The 19238-nt window shown below is 73.8% G+C and carries 18 protein-coding genes and 1 tRNA gene; 11 read left to right on the top strand and 8 right to left on the bottom strand.

Features of this window, described 5'->3' with window-relative positions; translation table 11 throughout:
* Positions 1-166: 166 nt before the first annotated feature.
* Entirely contained in the window at positions 167-1342 is a 1176-nt protein-coding gene (locus ACP7TJ_RS12190; RefSeq protein ID WP_189912459.1) for an SUKH-4 family immunity protein, read from the top strand.
* 119 nt (positions 1343-1461) lie between these two features.
* On the opposite strand, the gene ACP7TJ_RS12185 is transcribed toward ACP7TJ_RS12190, so the two are convergent.
* A tRNA-Cys gene (locus tag ACP7TJ_RS12185) sits at positions 1462-1533 on the bottom strand.
* Positions 1534-1755: 222 nt separating this feature from the next.
* On the opposite strand from ACP7TJ_RS12185, the gene ACP7TJ_RS12180 reads away from it, so the two are divergent.
* The 6 genes from ACP7TJ_RS12180 (at position 1756) to ACP7TJ_RS12155 (ending at position 7875) form a co-directional block, all read left to right on the top strand.
* On the top strand, positions 1756-3207 hold the full coding sequence (locus ACP7TJ_RS12180) for an MFS transporter (protein ID WP_386002463.1): 1452 nt from the start codon (positions 1756-1758) through the stop codon (positions 3205-3207).
* Positions 3208-3255: 48 nt separating this feature from the next.
* Entirely contained in the window at positions 3256-3456 is a 201-nt protein-coding gene (locus ACP7TJ_RS12175; RefSeq protein ID WP_037639831.1) for a hypothetical protein, read from the top strand.
* Positions 3453-3827, top strand: coding sequence for a type II toxin-antitoxin system death-on-curing family toxin (locus ACP7TJ_RS12170; protein WP_189912457.1), 375 nt, complete (start codon positions 3453-3455; stop codon positions 3825-3827). The genes ACP7TJ_RS12175 and ACP7TJ_RS12170 overlap by 4 nt, the downstream gene beginning before the upstream one ends.
* An 87-nt stretch (positions 3828-3914) precedes the next feature.
* Positions 3915-5738 carry a DEAD/DEAH box helicase gene (locus ACP7TJ_RS12165; RefSeq protein WP_367548695.1) on the top strand — a complete coding sequence of 608 codons (1824 nt, stop codon included), beginning with the start codon at positions 3915-3917 and terminating at the stop codon, positions 5736-5738.
* A gap of 324 nt (positions 5739-6062) precedes the next feature.
* Entirely contained in the window at positions 6063-6704 is a 642-nt protein-coding gene (locus tag ACP7TJ_RS12160; protein WP_093767105.1) for an IclR family transcriptional regulator, read from the top strand.
* 379 nt (positions 6705-7083) lie between these two features.
* Positions 7084-7875 carry a S16 family serine protease gene (locus tag ACP7TJ_RS12155; protein WP_167741920.1) on the top strand — a complete coding sequence of 264 codons (792 nt, stop codon included), beginning with the start codon at positions 7084-7086 and terminating at the stop codon, positions 7873-7875.
* Between the two features lie 12 nt (positions 7876-7887).
* On the opposite strand, the gene ACP7TJ_RS12150 is transcribed toward ACP7TJ_RS12155, so the two are convergent.
* Genes ACP7TJ_RS12150 through ACP7TJ_RS12130 form a run of 5 tightly spaced genes read right to left on the bottom strand, consistent with a single transcriptional unit; the run spans position 7888 to position 12116 of the window.
* Positions 7888-8862, bottom strand: coding sequence for a glycine betaine ABC transporter substrate-binding protein (locus ACP7TJ_RS12150; protein WP_367453860.1), 975 nt, complete (start codon positions 8860-8862; stop codon positions 7888-7890).
* Entirely contained in the window at positions 8859-9704 is an 846-nt protein-coding gene (locus tag ACP7TJ_RS12145) for an ABC transporter permease (protein ID WP_167741919.1), read from the bottom strand. Before ACP7TJ_RS12145 ends, ACP7TJ_RS12150 begins: the two co-directional genes overlap by 4 nt.
* Positions 9701-10975: a betaine/proline/choline family ABC transporter ATP-binding protein gene (locus tag ACP7TJ_RS12140; protein ID WP_093767109.1), complete on the bottom strand. Its 1275-nt coding sequence runs from the start codon at positions 10973-10975 to the stop codon at positions 9701-9703. The genes ACP7TJ_RS12145 and ACP7TJ_RS12140 overlap by 4 nt, the downstream gene beginning before the upstream one ends.
* On the bottom strand, positions 10968-11615 hold the full coding sequence (locus ACP7TJ_RS12135; protein WP_093767110.1) for an ABC transporter permease: 648 nt from the start codon (positions 11613-11615) through the stop codon (positions 10968-10970). Before ACP7TJ_RS12135 ends, ACP7TJ_RS12140 begins: the two co-directional genes overlap by 8 nt.
* Before the next feature lie 30 nt (positions 11616-11645).
* A complete protein-coding gene (locus ACP7TJ_RS12130; RefSeq protein WP_006134418.1) occupies positions 11646-12116 on the bottom strand; it encodes an Lrp/AsnC family transcriptional regulator in 471 nt (156 codons plus the stop codon).
* 122 nt (positions 12117-12238) lie between these two features.
* On the opposite strand from ACP7TJ_RS12130, the gene hppD reads away from it, so the two are divergent.
* A complete protein-coding gene (hppD, locus tag ACP7TJ_RS12125; protein WP_266546454.1) occupies positions 12239-13384 on the top strand; it encodes a 4-hydroxyphenylpyruvate dioxygenase in 1146 nt (381 codons plus the stop codon).
* A 28-nt stretch (positions 13385-13412) separates the two neighbouring features.
* Here the strand turns inward: hppD and ACP7TJ_RS12120 are convergent, their stop codons facing one another.
* A complete protein-coding gene (locus ACP7TJ_RS12120) occupies positions 13413-14807 on the bottom strand; it encodes a tetratricopeptide repeat protein (protein ID WP_427763117.1) in 1395 nt (464 codons plus the stop codon).
* A gap of 103 nt (positions 14808-14910) precedes the next feature.
* On the opposite strand from ACP7TJ_RS12120, the gene ACP7TJ_RS12115 reads away from it, so the two are divergent.
* The 3 genes from ACP7TJ_RS12115 (at position 14911) to ACP7TJ_RS12105 (ending at position 18832) form a co-directional block, all read left to right on the top strand.
* Positions 14911-16326 carry an FAD-binding oxidoreductase gene (locus ACP7TJ_RS12115; RefSeq protein ID WP_427763115.1) on the top strand — a complete coding sequence of 472 codons (1416 nt, stop codon included), beginning with the start codon at positions 14911-14913 and terminating at the stop codon, positions 16324-16326.
* A gap of 115 nt (positions 16327-16441) precedes the next feature.
* Entirely contained in the window at positions 16442-17956 is a 1515-nt protein-coding gene (locus tag ACP7TJ_RS12110) for an RDD family protein (RefSeq protein WP_427763113.1), read from the top strand.
* Between the two features lie 96 nt (positions 17957-18052).
* Positions 18053-18832 carry an RDD family protein gene (locus ACP7TJ_RS12105; RefSeq protein ID WP_167741913.1) on the top strand — a complete coding sequence of 260 codons (780 nt, stop codon included), beginning with the start codon at positions 18053-18055 and terminating at the stop codon, positions 18830-18832.
* A 70-nt stretch (positions 18833-18902) separates the two neighbouring features.
* Here the strand turns inward: ACP7TJ_RS12105 and ACP7TJ_RS12100 are convergent, their stop codons facing one another.
* Complete coding sequence (locus ACP7TJ_RS12100; RefSeq protein ID WP_167741912.1) at positions 18903-19187, bottom strand: hypothetical protein; 285 nt, start codon at positions 19185-19187, stop codon at positions 18903-18905.
* Positions 19188-19238 lie beyond the last annotated feature (51 nt).

The raw sequence follows: 19238 nt of genomic DNA, 5'->3' as shown, positions 1-19238 counted from the left end.
GGACAGGGCGCCGGTCGCGCCCTGTCGGTCCTGAGGCGTTGTCAGTGGCGCCGCGTACTCTTCGGAGCAGTGGGGGACGGCCGTGTGTCCGGCAGGGCGCGGGGCGTCCTGCCCGGGGCGGGACGTTCGCGGGCCCGGGACCGAGCACACGTATCGCGGGGGAATCATGAGCACGACCGACACCGTTGTCGCGAGGGCGATCACACTCACCGAGGACGACCTCGGTCCCCAGGTCACGCACGCGTCGACGCGGAGCTGGCTGACCGGACCCGGACTGCCGTGCGACACCGGCCTGTTCCGCTTCACGGAGCCGGCCCGCCCCGGCGGGCCGCACACGGTCGCCGAGGCGACGGGCGCCGCCGACCGGCTGCCGCCCGCGCTGCGCGACCAGCTCGTCATCGGCGCGTTCGCCGCCCCGGCGGGCCTGGAGCCGGAGGCGGTGCTGCTCGACGGCGCGACCGGCGAGGTCTCCAGCGCGTACGTCCACGACCGGCCCGACCTCATGGACTGCCGTCCGCTCGCCCCGTCCCTGCCCACCCTGGTCCGCTTCGCCGCGGCCACGGACGAACTGGCGGGACTGCGCGGCCAGTTCGCCGCCTACGCCGGGCGGTACGGCACCAAGGCGGTCGCGGAGGCCTCACGGCAACTGCTCGCGGTGTTCGAGGAGGGCGCGGACGGCGAGCCGGCGCCGTTCTGGCGGATGGCGGCGCTGATCCGCCCCCTCGCCCTGGTCGCGGGCCCCGGCACGGCCTCCGGCCTCGCCCTGGACCTCCCCCTGCGCCTGCTGGACGAGGAGTTCGGCCGGGGCGGCGTGGTCCGCTTCGAGGACGTCGACTTCCCCGCGACGCTCACGCACGAGCCGACCCGCCGCTTCCTGCGCGAGACGGGCCTGCCCGAGGACGGCTTCCTGTTCTCCCTGGACACCGACCAGCCGCTGCGCACGCTCACGGAGTACGCGGCCGACGACTGCGGCGGCGGCTTCCCGCCGGCGCTCCTCCCCGCCCACGCCGACCGCCTGGTACGCGTCGGGCACCTGATCGACGACCACAGCCTGGTCGTCGACGGGGCGACGGGAGCGGTGCTCAGCTGGAGCGAGGGGGACGGGGCGCTCCGCCCGCTGAACACGGACATCTCCACCCTGGCGTTCACGCTGTGGCTCCTGCACCGCGAGCGCTCCCTCGACGAGGCCTCCGGCCACGCCCTCACCAGCGACGCCTACGACCAGCTCGCCCTGACGATGATCCAGGTCCTCGCCTCGGTCGACCCCACGGGCACGACCCCGGACACGGACTGGCACTACTGGACGCGGCTCTTCCAGGACGAGGCGGGCGGGGTGCTCTGAGGCGGGTCGCCCCGACGAGGGCGGGCCACTTCGACACGGTGTCACCGGAGCGCGGCGGGTGAGTCGTACCGCCGCGCGCGTCGAAGGGCGGAGCGCCTGAAGCGCCCCGCCCTTCGCCGAGGCCGTGGCGGGAATCGAACCCGCGTAACTCGCTTTGCAGGCGAGTCCCTGAACCACTCGGGCACACGGCCGTGTCGGTGGGGGAGAGGTGCCGTGCGGCGCCTCACCGTCCCGAACCGGTACGTCGACCGTACGGAGTGGGTTCGCGGGGCTCAAGGGAACTCCGTGGCGTGCAACGTGACTGCCATGCCCCGTTCACAAAGGGGAGGCGCCGGTCCTACGACCAAGGTCCCGGTGCCGGACCCGACCCCCGACAGGGGTCAAACACGGTCGTGGCCCTTACGCTGGCGGGCATGACCGCCCCGAACCCCCGCGACACGGGTGTCGCCGAGCCCGCCGGCGCGCCCGCCCCGGCCGTCGTCCCCGACGACACCGTCCTCAGCAGCCGGTACCGCGCGCTGAGCATCGGGGTCGTCTCCGTGGTGCTGCTGATCGCCTTCGAGGCGACCGCGGTGGGCACGGCCATGCCCGTCGCGGCCCGCGAGCTGAACGGCGTCCCGCTGTACGCGTTCGCGTTCTCCGGGTACTTCACCACCAGCCTGTTCGGCATGGTGCTGTCCGGCCAGTGGTCCGACCGGCGCGGCCCGCTCGCCCCGCTGACCTGGGGCATCGCCTCCTTCGCGGCCGGGCTGCTGATCGGCGGCACGGCGGGCGCGATGTGGCTGTTCATCCTGGGGCGGGCGGTGCAGGGCCTCGGCGGCGGCCTGGTGATCGTCGCCCTGTACGTCGTCGTCGGCCGCGCCTATCCGGAGCGGCTGCGCCCGGCGATCATGGCGGCGTTCGCGGCCGCGTGGGTCGTCCCGTCCATCGTCGGTCCGCTCGCCTCCGGCGCGGTGACCGAGCACCTCGGCTGGCGCTGGGTGTTCCTCGGCATACCCGTGATCGTGCTGCTCCCGATGGCGCTCGCCCTGCCCCAGATCCGGCGTCTCGCGGCCGGCCCGGTCGGGGACGCCGAGGCCCCGGCGTCCTTCGACCGCCGCCGCATCCGGCTGGCGTTCGCGATCTCCGTCGGCGCGGGCCTGCTCCAGTACGCCGCCCAGGACCTGCGCCTGCTGTCCCTGCTGCCGGGCGCGCTGGGCGTGGCCCTGCTGGTCCCCGCGGTCCTCGGCCTGCTCCCGCCCGGCACCTGGCGGGCGGCCCGCGGTCTGCCGTCGGTGGTGCTGCTGCGCGGTGTCGCCGCCGGCTCCTTCATCGCGGCGGAGTCCTTCGTCCCGCTGATGCTGGTCACCCAGCGGGGGCTCAGCCCGACGCTGGCCGGCTTCTCCCTCGCGGCGGGCGGCGCCACCTGGGCGCTGGGCTCCTGGGTGCAGTCCCGGCCCCGCCTGGAGCAGCACCGGGAGCGGCTGATGACCGCCGGGATGCTGCTGGTCGCGTTCGCCATCGCGGCCGCGCCGAGCGTGCTGATCCACGCCGTGCCCGCCTGGACGCTGGCGGTCGCGTGGGCGTTCGGCTGCTTCGGCATGGGCCTGGTGATCTCCTCCACCAGCGTGCTGCTGCTCCATCTCTCCGCCCCCGAGGAGGCCGGCACCAACTCCGCCGCCCTCCAGATCTCCGACGGCCTCTCCAACGTCCTCCTGCTGGCGATCGGCGGCGCGGCTTTCGCCGCCCTCGGCGGCGGCACCGTCAGCCACGCGGCGACGGAGGCGTCCGGCTCCCACCCGGCCGCCTTCGCCGCGGTGTTCCTGCCGATGGCGGCGGTGGCGCTGGTGGGCGTCTGGATAGCCACCCGCCTCCGGGAGCGGTGACCCGTAAACCGGTCGTCGTCGGGTGATCGCCGACAGTAGTCTCCCGCCATGTCCGAACTGGTTCTCCGCCTCGACCCCGACGTGCACCAAGCTCTCCACGACCTCGCGGACGCGCAGGACCGCGCCCCGGAGGAGGTTGCGCGGGAAGCGCTGCGCCGCCACCTGCACGAGGAGGGCACGCTGGTGCGTGCCGTCGCCGAGCGCATCGCGCGGGAGCACGCCGAGTTGCTGAGGAGGCTCGGCGAATGACCCGGCACCTCACCGTCGACGAGGTCACGGCCATCGCCGAGGTCGCCTTCGGCGGGCAGCCGCCCGAGACCCGGGCGCCGGGCCTGCTGGCCTCGGCCGTGCACCGCCCCCGCGCCCGGATGTTCGGCACCGCGGCGTACGAGGATCCGCACGAGCAGGCCGCGGCGCTCCTCCACGCCCTCGCGACGAACCACCCGTTCGTCGACGGCAACAAACGCACCGCCTGGCTGGCCACTGCCACCTTCCTCGCGGTGAACGGGGTCGATCTCGCGGGCGTGGACCAGGACACGGCGTACACGCTGGTCGTCGACGTGGCATCCGGGGCGGAGAGTGATGTGAGAGAAATCGCTCGGCGGCTGAGGCAGTTGTGACGTGGGTCCCACCCTCGGGCGGGACGGCCGTGTAGCGGCATGTGCGTCACCGCCGCATCGGTAGGGTGGCCCGGTTGTCTCACCCAGATGCGCCGACCGACCCACCCCTCGGAGATCGTGACTACCACCGCCGGCACCGCCTCGCACCACCTGTCCCCGGCCTTCCCCGGCCGTGCCCCCTGGGGCACGGCCGGCAAGCTGCGCGCCTGGCAGCAGGGGGCGATGGACAAGTACATCCAGGCCCAGCCCCGTGACTTCCTCGCGGTCGCCACGCCCGGCGCCGGAAAGACCACGTTCGCGCTGACGCTGGCGTCCTGGCTGCTGCACCACCACGTCGTGCAGCAGGTGACCGTCGTCGCGCCCACCGAGCACCTGAAGAAGCAGTGGGCGGAGGCAGCCGCCCGGATAGGCATCAAGCTCGACCCGGAGTACAGCGCGGGCCCGCTCGGCAAGGAGTACGACGGCGTCGCCGTCACGTACGCCGGTGTCGGCGTGCGCCCCATGCTGCACCGCAACCGCGTCGAGCAGCGCAAGACGCTCGTGATCCTGGACGAGATCCACCACGCCGGCGACTCGAAGTCGTGGGGCGAGGCGTGTCTGGAGGCGTTCGAGCCGGCCACCCGCCGCCTCGCGCTGACCGGTACGCCGTTCCGCTCGGACACCAACCCCATCCCGTTCGTGACGTACGAGGAGGGCGACGACGGGATCCGCCGGTCGTCGGCCGACTACACCTACGGGTACGGCTCCGCCCTCGCCGACGGCGTCGTCAGGCCGGTCATCTTCATGTCGTACAGCGGCAACATGCGCTGGCGCACCAAGGCGGGCGACGAGATCGCCGCCCGGCTGGGCGAGCCCATGACCAAGGACGCGATCAGCCAGGCCTGGCGCACCGCCCTCGACCCGCGCGGCGAGTGGATGCCGTCCGTGCTGCGCGCCGCCGACCAGCGGCTCACCGAGGTCAGGAAGGCCATCCCGGACGCCGGCGCCCTGGTCATCGCGTCCGACCAGGAGTCCGCCCGCGCCTACGCCAAGCTGATCCGCGACATCACCGGCCACAAGGCCACGCTGGTCCTCTCCGACGACGCCGGCGCGTCCCAGCGGATCGACGAGTTCAGCGCGAGCGACGACCGCTGGATGGTCGCCGTCCGCATGGTGTCCGAGGGCGTCGACGTCCCGCGCCTCGCGGTCGGCGTGTACGCCACCACCATCTCCACACCCCTGTTCTTCGCCCAGGCCGTCGGCCGTTTCGTACGGTCCCGGCGGCGCGGCGAGACCGCGTCCGTGTTCCTGCCGACCGTGCCGGACCTGCTCGGTTTCGCCAACGAGATGGAGCGCGAGCGCGACCACGTCCTCGACAAGCCCAAGAAGGAGGGCGAGGAGGACCCGTACGCCGAGTCCGAGAAGGAGATGGACGAGGCGAACAAGCAGCAGGACGAGGACACCGGCGAGCAGGACATGCTGCCCTTCGAGGCGCTGGAGTCCGACGCCGTCTTCGACCGGGTCATGTACAACGGCGCCGAGTTCGGCATGCAGGCGCACCCCGGCAGCGAGGAGGAGCAGGACTACCTCGGCATCCCCGGCCTGCTGGAGCCCGACCAGGTGCAGCTGCTGCTGCAGAAGCGGCAGGCCCGGCAGATCGCGCACAGCAGGAAGAAGCCGGCCGAGGAGGCCGACCTGCTCGAACTGCCCGCCGAGCGGCGGCCCGTGGTCTCCCACAAGGAGATGATGGAGCTGCGCAAGAAGCTCAACTCGCTCGTCGGCGCCTACGTCCACCAGAGCGGCAAGCCGCACGGCGTGATCCACACCGAGCTGCGCCGGGTCTGCGGCGGCCCGCCCTCCGCCGAGGCCACCGCGGGACAGCTGCGCCAGCGGATCGCCAAGGTGCAGGAGTGGGCCACGCGTATGCGGTGAGACGCCTGGGCGTCATCTGTGGACGGTGAGGCGTGCGAGAGCGGTCACCCTGCGTGCGTACCGGGACAAAAGTGACCGGTTTGTTCAACTGGTGACCGGATTCTGGACGGAGCCTTCCGCTCAGCGGACCGGCTCGCTACTGTCCCCGCTACGCACACGCCCCGTGGCAGCGCCGCCGCGGAGCGCAGCCGTGAAGCGACTGTGCCCGGGACTGGTCCGGGCCGCCGGCCGATCGGCGGCCCTCTGAAGCGCGTGACCGCCGGGACGCGGTGACGCACATGCGGCGAGGGGGCCGTCGACCTCACCACTGAAGGAGTGGGCGTCGTGACCGCGGAGACCTCTCAGACGCTCGACAGGGGCCTACGGGTCCTGAAGCTGCTCGCCGACACGGACCACGGGCTGACCGTCACCGAGCTTTCCCACAAACTGGGCGTGAACCGGACCGTGGTGTACCGGCTGCTCGCCACGCTCGAGCAGCACGCGCTGGTCCGCCGCGACCTGGGCGGCCGGGCCCGCGTCGGCCTTGGCGTGCTGCGGCTGGGACGGCAGGTGCACCCGCTGGTACGGGAGGCGGCGATGCCGGCGCTGCGGTCCCTCGCGGAGGACATCGGCGCGACCGCCCATCTGACGCTGGTCGACGGGGCGGAGGCCCTCGCGGTGGCGGTGGTGGAGCCGTCGTGGACCGACTACCACGTGGCCTACCGGGCCGGCTTCCGGCACCCGCTGGACCGCGGCGCGGCGGGCAAGGCGATACTCGCCGCCCGGCAGAAGGCCCCCGGCGACCCCGGCTACACCCTCACCCACGGCGAGCTGGAGACCGGCGCCTGCGGGGCGGCCGCGCCGCTGCTGGGTGTCACGGGCGTCGAGGGCAGCGTGGGCGTCGTCATGCTCGCGGACGTCGTGCCGGAACGGGTCGGCAAGCGGGTGGTGGAGGCGGCCCGGGAGGTCGCCGAGGCCCTGCGCTGAACGCCCCTCCAGGGGCGCGGGGAACTGCGCGCCCAGCCCCGGTGCGGCCCGCACCCGGCATGCAACGGTCCCCGGCACCCCGATTGCCGCCGGGGGCGCGGCAGCGCGCCCTTCCAGGGGCGCGGGGAACTGCGCGACCAGCCCCGCGCCGCCCGCACCCGGCGTACAACAGCCCCCGGCACCCCGGTGGCCGTACGGGGGTGTGGGCGCGGGCCCGCTGGAGGGTGCCGCCTGCGCCCACCCGTGCCGCCCCTAGCGGCACGGCTGCCCGCAGGCGGCAGGCGCCTCCAGCCGCCGTGCCGCCCGCACCCGGCGTGCGACAGCCCCCTGCCCCCCGGTGGCCGCCGGCCCCCCACCCCCGTCACGTTAGATTGGCACCGTGCTCACTCGCCTCACACGTCCCCAGGCCCTGGCCGTCTGCGCCGCCCCGGTCGCCGCGCTGCTGGCCACCGCCGTGCTCGCGCCGCTGCCCTTCTCCGTGGCGCAGCCCGGGATGACGGCCGACGTGCTCGGCGAGAACAAGGGGCAGCAGGTCATCACCATCTCCGGCGCCCCCGTGCGGAAGACCACGGGCCAGCTGCGGATGACCACCATCGAGGCGACCTCGCCGGACACCCGCGTCAGTCTGCCGCAGGTGATCGACAGCTGGTTCCGCACCGACGAGGCGGTCATGCCCCGCGACGCCGTCTACCCCGGCGGGGGCGACGTGCGGGAGATCGAGCAGTTCAACCGGAAGCAGATGAAGGAGTCCCAGGACGAGGCCACCCGGGCCGCGCTGTCGTACCTGGGCCGGGAGAACCAGGGCGTCGACGTCACCCTGAAGCTCGCCGACGTCGGCGGCCCGAGCGCCGGACTGCTGTTCTCCCTCGGCATCGTCGACAAGCTGGACGGCGACGGCAGCGGCGGCGACCTCACCGGCGGCCGGGTCGTGGCCGGCACCGGCACCATCGACGCCGAGGGCCGGGTCGGCGCGGTCGGCGGCGTGCCGCTGAAGACGCAGGCCGCCAGGCGGGACGGCGCCACCGTCTTCCTCGTCCCGCGCGACGAGTGCTCCGAGGCGAAGGCGGAACTGCCCGAGGGCCTGCGCCTGGTCCCCGTGACCACGCTGCGCGGCGCCGTCGACGCGCTGGTCGCGCTGGAGAAGGGCACCGGGAAGGTCCCGAGCTGCTGACCCGGCTCCCCGCTAGCCCTCCTTCACGAACCCCTCGGCCACCATCCAGTCCAGCGCGACCTGATGGGGGTCCTCCCCGTCGACGTCGACCCGGGCGTTGAGGGTCTGCGCCACGTCGTTGTCCAGCTTCTCCGTCACCGGGGCCAGCACCTCGGCGATCGCGGGCCACTTCTTCAGGGTCTCGCTGTGCACGGTCGGGGCCGCGTTGTAGTTGGGGAAGAACTTCCTGTCGTCCTCCATCACCACCAGGTTCATCGACCTGATCCGCCCGTCGGTGGTGAACACCTCGCCGTAGGTGCAGGCGCCCTTCGCCGTCTGCGTGTAGATGATCCCGGTGTCCATCTGCGTGACGTTGCCCGCGGGGATGTCCATCCCGTACGCCTTCCGCATGCCGGGCAGCCCGTCCTCGCGGTTGGCGAACTCGCCCTCCACGCACAGCGTCACCGCGCCCGGGTCGGACTTCGACAGCTCCGCCACCTCCGACAGGGTGCGGGTGCGGTACCGCTCGTAGTTGGCCTGGTTCATGGCCAGGGCGTACGTGTTGTTCAGCTCCGACGGCTCCAGCCAGGTCACGCCGTTCTTCAGGTCCGCGTCCCGCACCGCCAGCCACTGCTCGCGCGGATCGGGGATCGGCCTGCTGTTGCCCTGGTACGTGATCCACGCCGTGCCCGTGTACTCGAACCCGGCGTCCGCCTCGCCCTTGACGACCGCTTCCCGGGAGCCGACCGAGCCCTGGATGCCCGTCCGGTCCACCACCTCCGCGCCCGCCGCCTGGAAGGCGATGCCCATGATCGCGCCGAGGATCAGCTGCTCGGTGAACTCCTTGGAGGTGACGGTGAGTGTCGCGCCCTCCAGCGGCTTCCCCCGGCCGACGGTGCCCGGCTCCACATCGTCGACCATGGGCGACCCGCTGGTCAGCCCGCACCCCGACACCACCGCCAGCAGCACCGCCGCCACCGTCAGCCGTACCCCCGGACGCCCGCTCACGGCCCGGCCTCCAGTCCGCGCGGACGCAGCAGCAGCTCCGCCAGCGAGGCCAGCCAGTCCACCAGCAGGGCCAGCGCGACGGTGAGCACCGACCCCACCACGAGCACCGGCATGCGCTGGCTGGTGATCCCGGTGGTGATCAGCACCCCGAGCCCGCCGCCCCCGCCGAAGGTGGCGAGCGTCGCCGTGCCGACGTTCAGCACCAGCGCGGTGCGCACGCCCGCGAGGATCAGCGGCACGGCGAGCGGCAGTTCCACCCGCGTGAGCACGCCCACCGGGGACATGCCGATGCCGCGCGCCGCCTCCAGCAGCGCCGGGTCGTTGGCCCGCAGCCCGGTGATGGTGTTGGACAGCACCGGCAGCACGGCGTAGGCGATGATGCCGATCAGGGCCGCCCGGCGGCCGATGCCCAGCCAGATCACCAGCAGCGCCAGCAGACCGATCGCCGGGGTGGCCTGGCCGATGTTGGCCAGCGCCATCACCGCCGGGGTGGCCCGGCCGGCCTGCCCCCGGGTCAGCAGGATGCCCAGCGGGATGGCGATGATCAGCACGAAGAACGTCGAGATCACGGTCAGCTCGATGTGCTGCCACAGCGCCTTCGACACCCGCCCGTCCGACAGCGCGTTGCGGGTGAGGGCGTCCAGGTCGGCCTGCTCGAACCACAGCCACGTCGCCAGCAGCACGGCGATCAGCAGCACCGGCAGGAGCGTCAGCTTCTGCCAGCTCACCCGCGTGGGCGCCACGGCAGGCCGGGGCGGGGGAGAGGCCTCCTCCCCGTCCGCTCCCGCGTCCTCGGGCGCCTCGGGCCCGTCCTCGGGCCGCCGCCCCTCGGAGGTCCTCACGCCTGCGCCTCCCCGCGGTCGCCCGGGGGGTGCGCCCCCTCCTGCTCGGCGTGCGTCTGCGCGGCCCGCTGCTCCTCCAGGCCGGCCTGCGCCTCCCGCGCCTCCAGCCGGTCCGCCTCCAGCAGCTCGTGCACGGAGTTCATCAGCGTCTCCACGTCCACGACACCCTCGTACGCGCCGCGCCGCCCGGTCACCGCGACGCGGCCCGTGTTGTCGGTGAGCACCGCCTCCAGCGCGTCCCGCAGGGTCGCGTCCCGGGTCACCGTGTCGTGCACCAGCACGCCCGCGCGGGCCAGCGAACCCTGGGCGCGCACGATGTCGCCGCGCCGCAGCCACTTGTAGGGGCGGCCCCGCTTGTCCAGGACCAGCACCTCGTCCGTGCCGGCGGAGCGCAGCCGGGCGGAGATCTCGTCGAGCGGGTCGTCGACGCCCACCGTCGGGTAGTCGGTGATCGGCACGTCCCTGACCCGGGTGAGGTTGAGCCGCTTCAGTGCCGCGCCCGCGCCGACGAAGCCGGACACGAAGTCGTCGGCGGGGTTGGTGAGGATCGCCTCCGGGGTGTCGAACTGGGCGATGTGGGACTGCTCGCGCAGCACCGCGATCCGGTCGCCGATCTTGATCGCCTCGTCGAAGTCGTGGGTGACGAAGACGATCGTCTTGTGCAGCTCCCGCTGGAGCCGGATCAGCTCGTCCTGGAGGTGGTCCCGGGTGATCGGGTCGACCGCGCCGAACGGCTCGTCCATCAGCAGCACCGGCGGGTCCGCGGCCAGCGCCCGCGCCACGCCGACCCGCTGCTGCTGGCCGCCGGAGAGCTGGCGCGGATAGCGGTCGCGGAACTCGCCGGGGTCCAGGCCGACCAGGTCCAGCATCTCCTCGACCCGGTCCCGCACCCGCGCGGACGGCCAGCGCAGCATCTTCGGCACCAGGGCGATGTTCTGCGCGACGGTCATGTGCGGGAACAGCCCGCTCGCCTGGATCGCGTAGCCGATGGTGCGGCGCAGCTTCACCGGGTCCATGTCGGTGACGTCCTCGCCGCCGATGCGGATCCGGCCGCCGGTCGGCTCGATCAGCCGGTTGATCATCTTCAGGGTGGTGGACTTCCCGCACCCGGAGGGGCCGACGAGGATCACCGTCTCACCCGCCCCGATCTCCATGCTGACGTTGTCGACGGCGGGCCGGTCGCTGCCCGGGTAGCGCTTGGTGAGGCCCTCCAGCTCGATGGTCGCCCCGACCGACCGGGGAGCGGCCTCGGTCGTACCGGACTCAGGCACGGATCCCCCTGGAGATGGTCAGCCGTCCGATCAGGACGTACGCGGCGTCGAACAGCAGGGCCAGGACGATGATCCCGAGGGTGCCGGCGAGCACCTGGTTCAGCGCGTTCTTGCTGCCCAGGGAGGCGATCCCGCGGAAGATCAGGTTGCCCAGGCCGGGTCCGGAGGCGAAGGCGGCGATGGCGGCGATGCCCATGAGCATCTGGGTGGAGACCCGGATGCCGGTGAGGATCGGCGGCCAGGCCAGCGGCAGCTCCACCCGGACCAGCCGGGACAGCCGGGACATGCCGATGCCGGTGGCCGCGTCCACCAGCGCCGGGTCGACCCCGCGCAGCCCGACGATCGCGTTGCGCACGACGGGCAGCAGCCCGTAGAGGGTCAGCGCGATCACCGTCGGCGCCACGCCGAGCCCCACGATCGGGATGAGAAGGCCGATCATGGCCAGCGCCGGGACGGTCAGCAGGGTCGCGGTGACGGTGGTGGCGAGGCTGCCCGCCCACTCGCTGCGGTAGGTGAGGATCCCGATCAGCACGCCGATGGCGGTGGCCACCACCATGCACTGGAAGACGACGCTGGCGTGCTGGTAGGCGTCGATGAGCAGTTGCTGGTGCCGGCTCTCCAGGTACTCCCAGAAGTTCACATCCGCTCACCCCAGCTCGGCCAGGTCCGGTCATTCGCCGAGCGCGGCCTGCTCCACCAGCGGGATGATCCGCAGCGGAACGGGGTTCTCCATGACGATCGCCGTGGACGCCCGGACGATGCCATCAAAACCGACGACGCGGTCGATCACCCGCTGGAGATCGGCGTTCGAGCGAGCCACCAGCCGGCACAGCATGTCCCCCGTCCCGGTGGTGGTGTGCAGCTCCAGGACCTCGGGCACGGTCGCCAAGTGGGCTCGTACGTCGGCGCCTTGGCCCTGTCTGATCTGCAGGGTGGCGAACGCGGTGACCGGGTAGCCGAGGGCCGCGGGATCCACCTGGGGGCCGAATCCGCGGATGACTCCGTTCGACTGAAGGCGGTCCAGGCGGGCCTGCACGGTCCCGCGCGCCACCCCCAGCCGGCGGGACATCTCCAGCACCCCGATCCGCGGCTCGCGCGCCAGCAGCAGGATGATCCGCCCGTCCAGATGATCGATCGCCATACCGCTCTCCCCAGTGGTCATCCTGTACAGAAAGCCCGCCGATACGGGCGTTCGGCTGGGCATGTTGCCCAGTGAATGGGCGAACTATTGCGCACCTTGCAGGGCTGTTCCACTCTGCCCCTATGACGCAGACCACACACACCGCTCCCGACACCGCACGGCAGGCAGACCCCTTCCCGGTCAAGGGAATGGACGCGGTCGTCTTCGCCGTGGGCAACGCCAAGCAGGCGGCGCACTACTACTCCACCGCCTTCGGCATGCAGCTCGTCGCCTACTCCGGACCGGAGAACGGCAGCCGCGAGACCGCCTCCTACGTGCTGGAGAGCGGCTCGGCCCGCTTCGTCCTCACCTCGGTCGTCAAGCGGTCCACCGAGTGGGGCGCCTTCCTGGAGGACCACGTGGCCGCGCACGGCGACGGGGTGATCGACCTCGCCATCGAGGTGCCGGACGCCCGCGCCGCCTACGCGTACGCGATCGAGCACGGCGCCACCTCCGTCGCCGAGCCGTACGAGCTGAAGGACGAGCACGGCACCGTCGTGCTGGCCGCCATCGCCACCTACGGCAAGACCCGGCACACCCTGGTCGAGCGCGGCGGCTACGACGGCCCCTACCTGCCCGGCTACGTCGCCGCCGACCCGATGGTCGAGCCGCCGGCCAAGCGGTCCTTCCAGGCCATCGACCACTGCGTCGGCAACGTCGAGCTCGGCCGCATGAACGAGTGGGTCGAGTTCTACAACAAGGTCATGGGCTTCACGAACATGAAGGAGTTCGTGGGCGACGACATCGCGACCGAGTACAGCGCGCTGATGTCGAAGGTGGTGGCCGACGGCACGCTCAAGGTCAAGTTCCCGATCAACGAGCCCGCCATCGCCAAGAAGAAGTCCCAGATCGACGAGTACCTGGAGTTCTACGGCGGCGCCGGCGTCCAGCACATCGCGCTGAACACCAACGACATCGTGCACACCGTCCGCCAGATGCGCGCCGCGGGCGTGCAGTTCCTGGACACCCCGGACTCGTACTACGACACCCTCGGCGAGTGGGCGGGCGAGACCCGCGTGCCGGTGGAGACGCTGCGCGAGCTGAAGATCCTCGTCGACCGCGACGAGGACGGCTACCTGCTGCAGATCTTCACCAAGCCGGTCCAGGACCGCCCGACCGTCTTCTTCGAGATGATCGAGCGCCACGGCTCCATGGGCTTCGGCAAGGGCAACTTCAAGGCCCTGTTCGAGGCGATCGAGCGCGAGCAGGCCAGGCGCGGCAACCTGTAGGCGCCGCGCCCCGCACCGCGCCCTCCGGTCAGGAGGACTCGGGGCCCGCCTGGACGGACGGCTCACCCAGGCGGGCCAGCGCCTCCTTCGCGCGCGGCGCGTGCAGCGGCGAGAACCAGGGGTTGATCCGCAGCGCCTCCGTCAGATGGCGGCGCGCGGCCCCGTACCGCTCCAGGGAATCCTCGATCATCCCCCGGTGGTAGGCGAACAGCGCGCTGCGCACGCCCCCGCCCTCGGTGCCCTCCGTGGCCCGCACCGCGAACGGCAGCGCCTCCTCGTGCTCCCCGGCCCGGTGCAGCGCCCAGCCCAGCGCGTCCGCCACCTCCGTCGACGGCTGCCGCTTCCACTCCGCCCGCAGCCGTCGCACCGCCGCCTCCGCGTCCCCGTGGTCGGCCTCGAACCGGCCCAGCACCAGCTCCTCGTCCGCGCCGTGCGCGGCGGCCAGCCGGACCCGCTCCCGCAGCAGCGCGTACCGCGCGTCGGCGGCCTGCCGCATCCCCAGCGACTCGTACAGCTCGCCCAGCTCCAGGGCGTACTCCGGCCGCGGGTGCTTCGCCAGCGCCGTGCGGTACGCGCTCAGCGCCTCCGTCGTGCGGCCCAGCGCCGCCAGCACCCTGCCCTGTCCGGCCTGAGCCGCCCGCTGGTCGGGGTCGGTGCGCACCGCCTCCTGGAAGCGGCGCAGCGCGTCCTCCCGGTCGCCGCGCTCCCAGGCGAGCTGCCCGGCCCGCTCCAGGTAGGCCGCGCGCTCGGCGGGCTCCCCGGCGGCCGACGCGGCGTCCGTGAGCTTCGCGGCCGCGTCCTCCCGCCAGCCCCGGTCCCGGTACACGGCCGCCGCCCGCGCCATCACCTCCGGGCCCGAGCGCAGCTTCGCGAGCTTCTCCAGCAGCCGGCCGGTCTCCTCGTCGTCGCCGAGCCCGGCGGACGCCTCGATCAGCGGCGGGTACGTCGTCCACCGCTCGGGCTCCAGCTTCCGCGCCGCCTCGCCCCAGGCGCGGGCGCCCGCGTAGTCACGGCGGGCGTTCGCCAGCACGGCCATCGTCCGCAGCGTCGGCACATGGTCCTTCCGCACCTTCAGGGCGGTGCGCAGCGCCTTCTCGGCGCGCGGCCAGTACCGGGGGTCGGCCAGCCGCAGCCCCTGCTCCACCCGGGCCGCGCCCAGCTCGGCCCAGGCCCGCGCGTCCCCGGGGTGCGTGCGCAGATGCCGCTCGCGCTCCGCGGCCAGCGCCTCCAGGTCGGGCAGCGCGGCCGGGACGCCGCTGGTCACCGCGGCCAGGGCGCGCTCCTGAGGGGTGGGGGCCGGGGGCGGCGGCTGCCCGCCCCACGGCAGCGTCACCAGCACCCCGCCCAGCACGGCGGCCCCGGCGGCCGAGGCGAGCAGCGCGCGGCGGAGCCTCCGCCGGTGCGCACGAGGCTTGTCGTCCATGGCGCACACTGTGCGTCACACCCCGCCTGCATATGATCATCACACTCCGACGGGGCCCGGCCGCCCCCGTGGGGTTCACACCGATGGCCCCGGGTGCCACGCTGTGATCATGAGCCGTATCGAAGCGCGACGCGATGAAGACACGGTGGCGGCCGGACCTCTCGTCGACCGGCTGCTCGGCGGCCTCCCCGCGGAGGCCGTCCTCACCGACCCGGACGTCACGGCCTCCTACGCCCACGACATGGCGAGCTTCTGTCCGGCGGGCAGCCCCGCGGCGGTGGTGCTGCCCCGGACGGTCGAGCAGGTCCAGCACGTCATGCGCACCGCCACCGAGCTCCGGGTGCCGGTCGTCCCGCAGGGCGCCCGCACCGGCCTGTCCGGCGCCGCCAACGCCACCGACGGCTGCATCGTGCTCTCGCTGACCAGGATGGACCGCATCCTGGAGATCGACCCGGTCGACCGGATCGCCGTCGTCGAGCCGGGCGTGATCAACGCCGCGCTCTCCCGCGCGGTCGCCGAGCACGGCCTCGCCTACCCGCCGGACCCCTCCAGCTGGGAGATGTGCACCATCGGCGGCAACATCGGCACCGCCTCGGGCGGCCTGTGCTGCGTGAAGTACGGCGTGACCGCGGAGTACGTCCTCGGCCTGGACGTCGTCCTCGCCGACGGGCGGCTGCTGACCACCGGCCGCCGCACCGTCAAGGGCGTCGCCGGCTACGACCTGACCCGGCTGTTCGTCGGCTCCGAGGGGTCCCTCGGCATCGTCGTCCGCGCGGTCCTCGCGCTGCGGCCCAAGCCGCCGGAGCAGCTGGTGCTGGCCGCCGAGTTCGCCTCCGGGGCCGCCGCGAGCGAGGCGGTGTGCCGCATCATGGCCGGCGGTCACGTCCCGTCCCTGCTCGAACTGATGGACCGCACCACGGTCAAGGCGGTCAACGACATGGCCCGCATGGGCCTGCCGGAGTCCACCGAGGCGCTGCTGCTGGCCGCGTTCGACACCACCGACCCCGCCGCCGACCTCGCCGCCCTCGGCGCGCTGTGCGAGGAGGCCGGCGCCACCCAGGTCGTCCCCGCCGAGGACGCCGCCGAGTCGGAGATGCTGCTCCAGGCCCGCCGGATGTCCCTGGTCGCGCTGGAGGCCGTCAAGGGCACCACGATGATCGACGACGTGTGCGTGCCCCGCTCCCGGCTGGGCGAGCTGATCGAGGGCGTCGAGCGGATCTCCAGGAAGCACGGGCTGACCATCGGCGTCGTCGCCCACGCAGGCGACGGCAACACCCACCCCACGGTCTGCTTCGACGCCTCCGACCCGGACGAGTCCCGGCGGGCCCGCGAGTCCTTCGACGAGATCATGGCGCTCGGCCTGGAGCTCGGCGGCACCATCACCGGCGAGCACGGCGTCGGCGTGCTGAAGAAGGAGTGGCTGGCGCGGGAGGCGGGCCCCGTGAGCATGGAGATGCAGCGGGCCGTGAAGCACGCTTTCGATCCGCTGAACATTCTGAACCCGGGCAAGCTCTTCTGAACGAGAAGGTGCCCGAAAGGGGTGGGCTCCGGCCGGACGGGACGTCCGGCCCCCGCCCGTCTGATAGATGTGGTGGCCCCCGACCCATCCCTCGAGCAGATACGGGACGACGGACATGAGCGCCCCAACCCCGGCACCCGGAGACGACAGGCCCCGCGAGGGGTACTACCCGGACCCCTCCATTCCCGGATACGTCCGGTACTGGAACGGCGCCTCCTGGGTGCCGGGCACCAGCCGTCCGGCACCGGCCGACGGCGAGCCGCTCGCCCCGCCGCCGGGCGCGGCGCCGGCCGCGCCCTCCGGCGCCGCCCCGGCCGTGCCGTCCGTGGAGGAGACCGGCCCGCACTTCTTCGACGAGGACCCGGACGAGGCGCCCGCCCCGGCGGGCGGGGCCCCGGCGGTCCCGTCCCCGGCCGACGCCCAGCACGGCAGCCGGCCCGAGCCCGCCTCCGCCTGGGGCGCCGACCGCTCCCGCCAGTCCGGCTTCGGCGGCGACCAGGACCGCAAGGTCTCCTGGGGGACCGCAGGCGCCGACCCCCGCGTGCCGCACACCCCGCCCGCGGGGCAGAGCGGCCCGGCCGTGTCCGAACCGGCGGCCGCCGCCCCGGACGCCCCGCGGCCCGACGGGACGTTCGTGTTCCGCAGGCCCACGGCCGGCTCCGCGCAGCAGCAGGGCCCGTCCGGCGGCGCGGCGGCGTCCCCCGACGAGGGCACGATGACCTTCCGCGCCGTCCCCCCGCGCGCCGGGGAGAACAACACCGGGAGCGCGCCCGGCGGCGGGCGGCCCGGCTTCACCGCGGGGAAGGCCGCGGCCGAGCGCGCCGCCGCCGCGTCGGCGTCCGCGCCCCCCGCCCCGCCGTCCGGCCCGCAGCAGGCCACCGCGCCCGGCGTGCCCGCGCAGACCACCGGCCCCGCCTCCGCCGCTCCGGCCGCGTCCGTCCCGGCGGCTCCGGCGGCGGCAGCGGCCCCGGCAGCAGCGGCGGCCCCGGCCGCCTCGGCCCCGCTGACGTCCGGCCCCGGGGGCGGGCAGCCCTCCTGGCCGCAGCAGGTGCACCGGCTCGCGGGCGCCGCCCCGGAACAGCCGGTCGCGCCCTGGAAGCCGCCGGTCGACGACGTGTTCCAGGCCGCCGCCCGCCGTCAGGCCGCGGCCCGCCCGGCCGCCCTGGGCCGGCGGCTGGCCGCCCGCCTGCTCGACACGGTGGTCCTCGGCGCCGTCACCGCCGCGGCCGCCGTGCCGCTCGGCATGAAGGCGCTGGACCACATCGACGGGAAGATCGAGGCGGCCAAGCTGTCCGGACGGACCGTCACGGTGTGGCTGATCGACGGCACCACCGCCGTCCACCTCGGCATCGTCCTCGCCGTCCTGCTGCTGGGCGGGGTGCTCCTCGAGGTGCTGCCCACCGTCAAGTGGGGCCGCACGCTGGGCAAGAGGCTCCTGGGCATCGAGGTGCGGGACATCGAGGCGCACGAGGCGCCCGGGTTCGGCGCGGCGCTGCGGCGCTGGCTGGTCTACAGCGTGCCCGGACTGCTCGTGGTCGGGGTCGTCGGCGTGCTGTGGTGCCTGTTCGACAAGCCCTGGCGGCAGTGCTGGCACGACAAGGCCGCGCACACCTTCGTGGCCGCCGCCTGACGGAGCCCTGACGACGCATCGGTTCGGCGGGCGCCGGTACCCCGGACGGCGGCCCGCCGGATGCGGGGGCGCGGGGTTCGGGATCGGATCGGGGGCATGACCACCGAACCTCCCCCCGGCCCCGGTCAGCAGCCGCCGGACGAGGACCCGTTCCGGAAGCAGCCGCCGGACGACGACCCGTTCAGGAAACAGCCCCCGCCGGGCGCCCCCGGCTCCCCGTACGACACCCCCGGCGGCCCGCCCCCGCCCGGTCAGGGCGGCAGCGGCCCGTACGAGGGCGGCGGCGCCTCAGGGCCCTACGGCGGCGGGGGAGCGGGCGGCCCCTACGGCGGGAGCGGCGGCCCGTACGGGGGCGGACCCGGCGGCCCGTACGGGGGCGGCCCGGGCGGCGGTCCCTACGGCGGCGGGCCGGGCGACCCGCTGGCCGGGATGCCCCCGCTCGCCGACAGCGCCCGGCGCACGCTCGCCCGCATCATCGACATGATCCTCGTCGGCATCGTCGTCTGGCTGCTCACCTGGCCGGTCGGGGTCAGCGAGTACAACTTCGACGGCGACCAGGTCAACGTCGGCAACGGCTTCGCCCAGTCGGTCATCGCCGCGGCCCTCTACATCGCGTACGACACCTTCATGGCCGTCCGCTACGGCCGCACCCTGGGCAAGAAGTGGCTGGGCCTGCGGGTGGCCAACCTCGCCGACGGCTCCAACCCCTCCGTGCAGACCGCGCTGGTCCGCGCGGCCGTGCTGTGGCTGCCGTTCGCCTTCTGCTGCGCCTGCGTGTGGACCGCGATCGCGGGCGGCTGGAGCTACTTCGACCGGCCCTACAAGCAGGGTCTGCACGACAAGGCGGCCAGAACCGTCGTGGTCACGGCCCAGTGAGACCCGGCCGCCGCACCGCGGGCCACCCCGGCCGGGCGGCCGGGGAGCGTCTCACGGGACGGAGGGAGCGTCAGGACGCCGCCCGCTCGTGGACCGGTTCGCGGACCTGCTCGCGGGACGGGGACGGCACCGTGGCCCGCACCGGGAGCGGCGTCGCGGGCCGGGTCACGGCGGGGCGCCGGGACCGGGGGCCCGGTACGCGCACGGCCACCACGAGTCCCAGGGCGAGCGCCACGACGGCCACCGCCGCGACGCCCGCGCCGGAACTCGTCCCGGACAGCAGCAGCAACGCGAGGGTCGACAGGATCACGGCGCACGAGCCGTAGGCGAACTGAGCGACAGTCGGACGGGGCATGGCCATCGTGTCCTCGGAAGTCGGGGGCTGTCGGCCTGGCTTTCCACCGGC

It is taken from the genome of Streptomyces sp. DSM 41931 (assembly GCF_050271085.1).
Taxonomy (GTDB): Bacteria; Actinomycetota; Actinomycetes; order Streptomycetales; family Streptomycetaceae; genus Streptomyces; species Streptomyces albogriseolus.
This window is presented reverse-complemented; position numbering and strand designations above follow the sequence as displayed.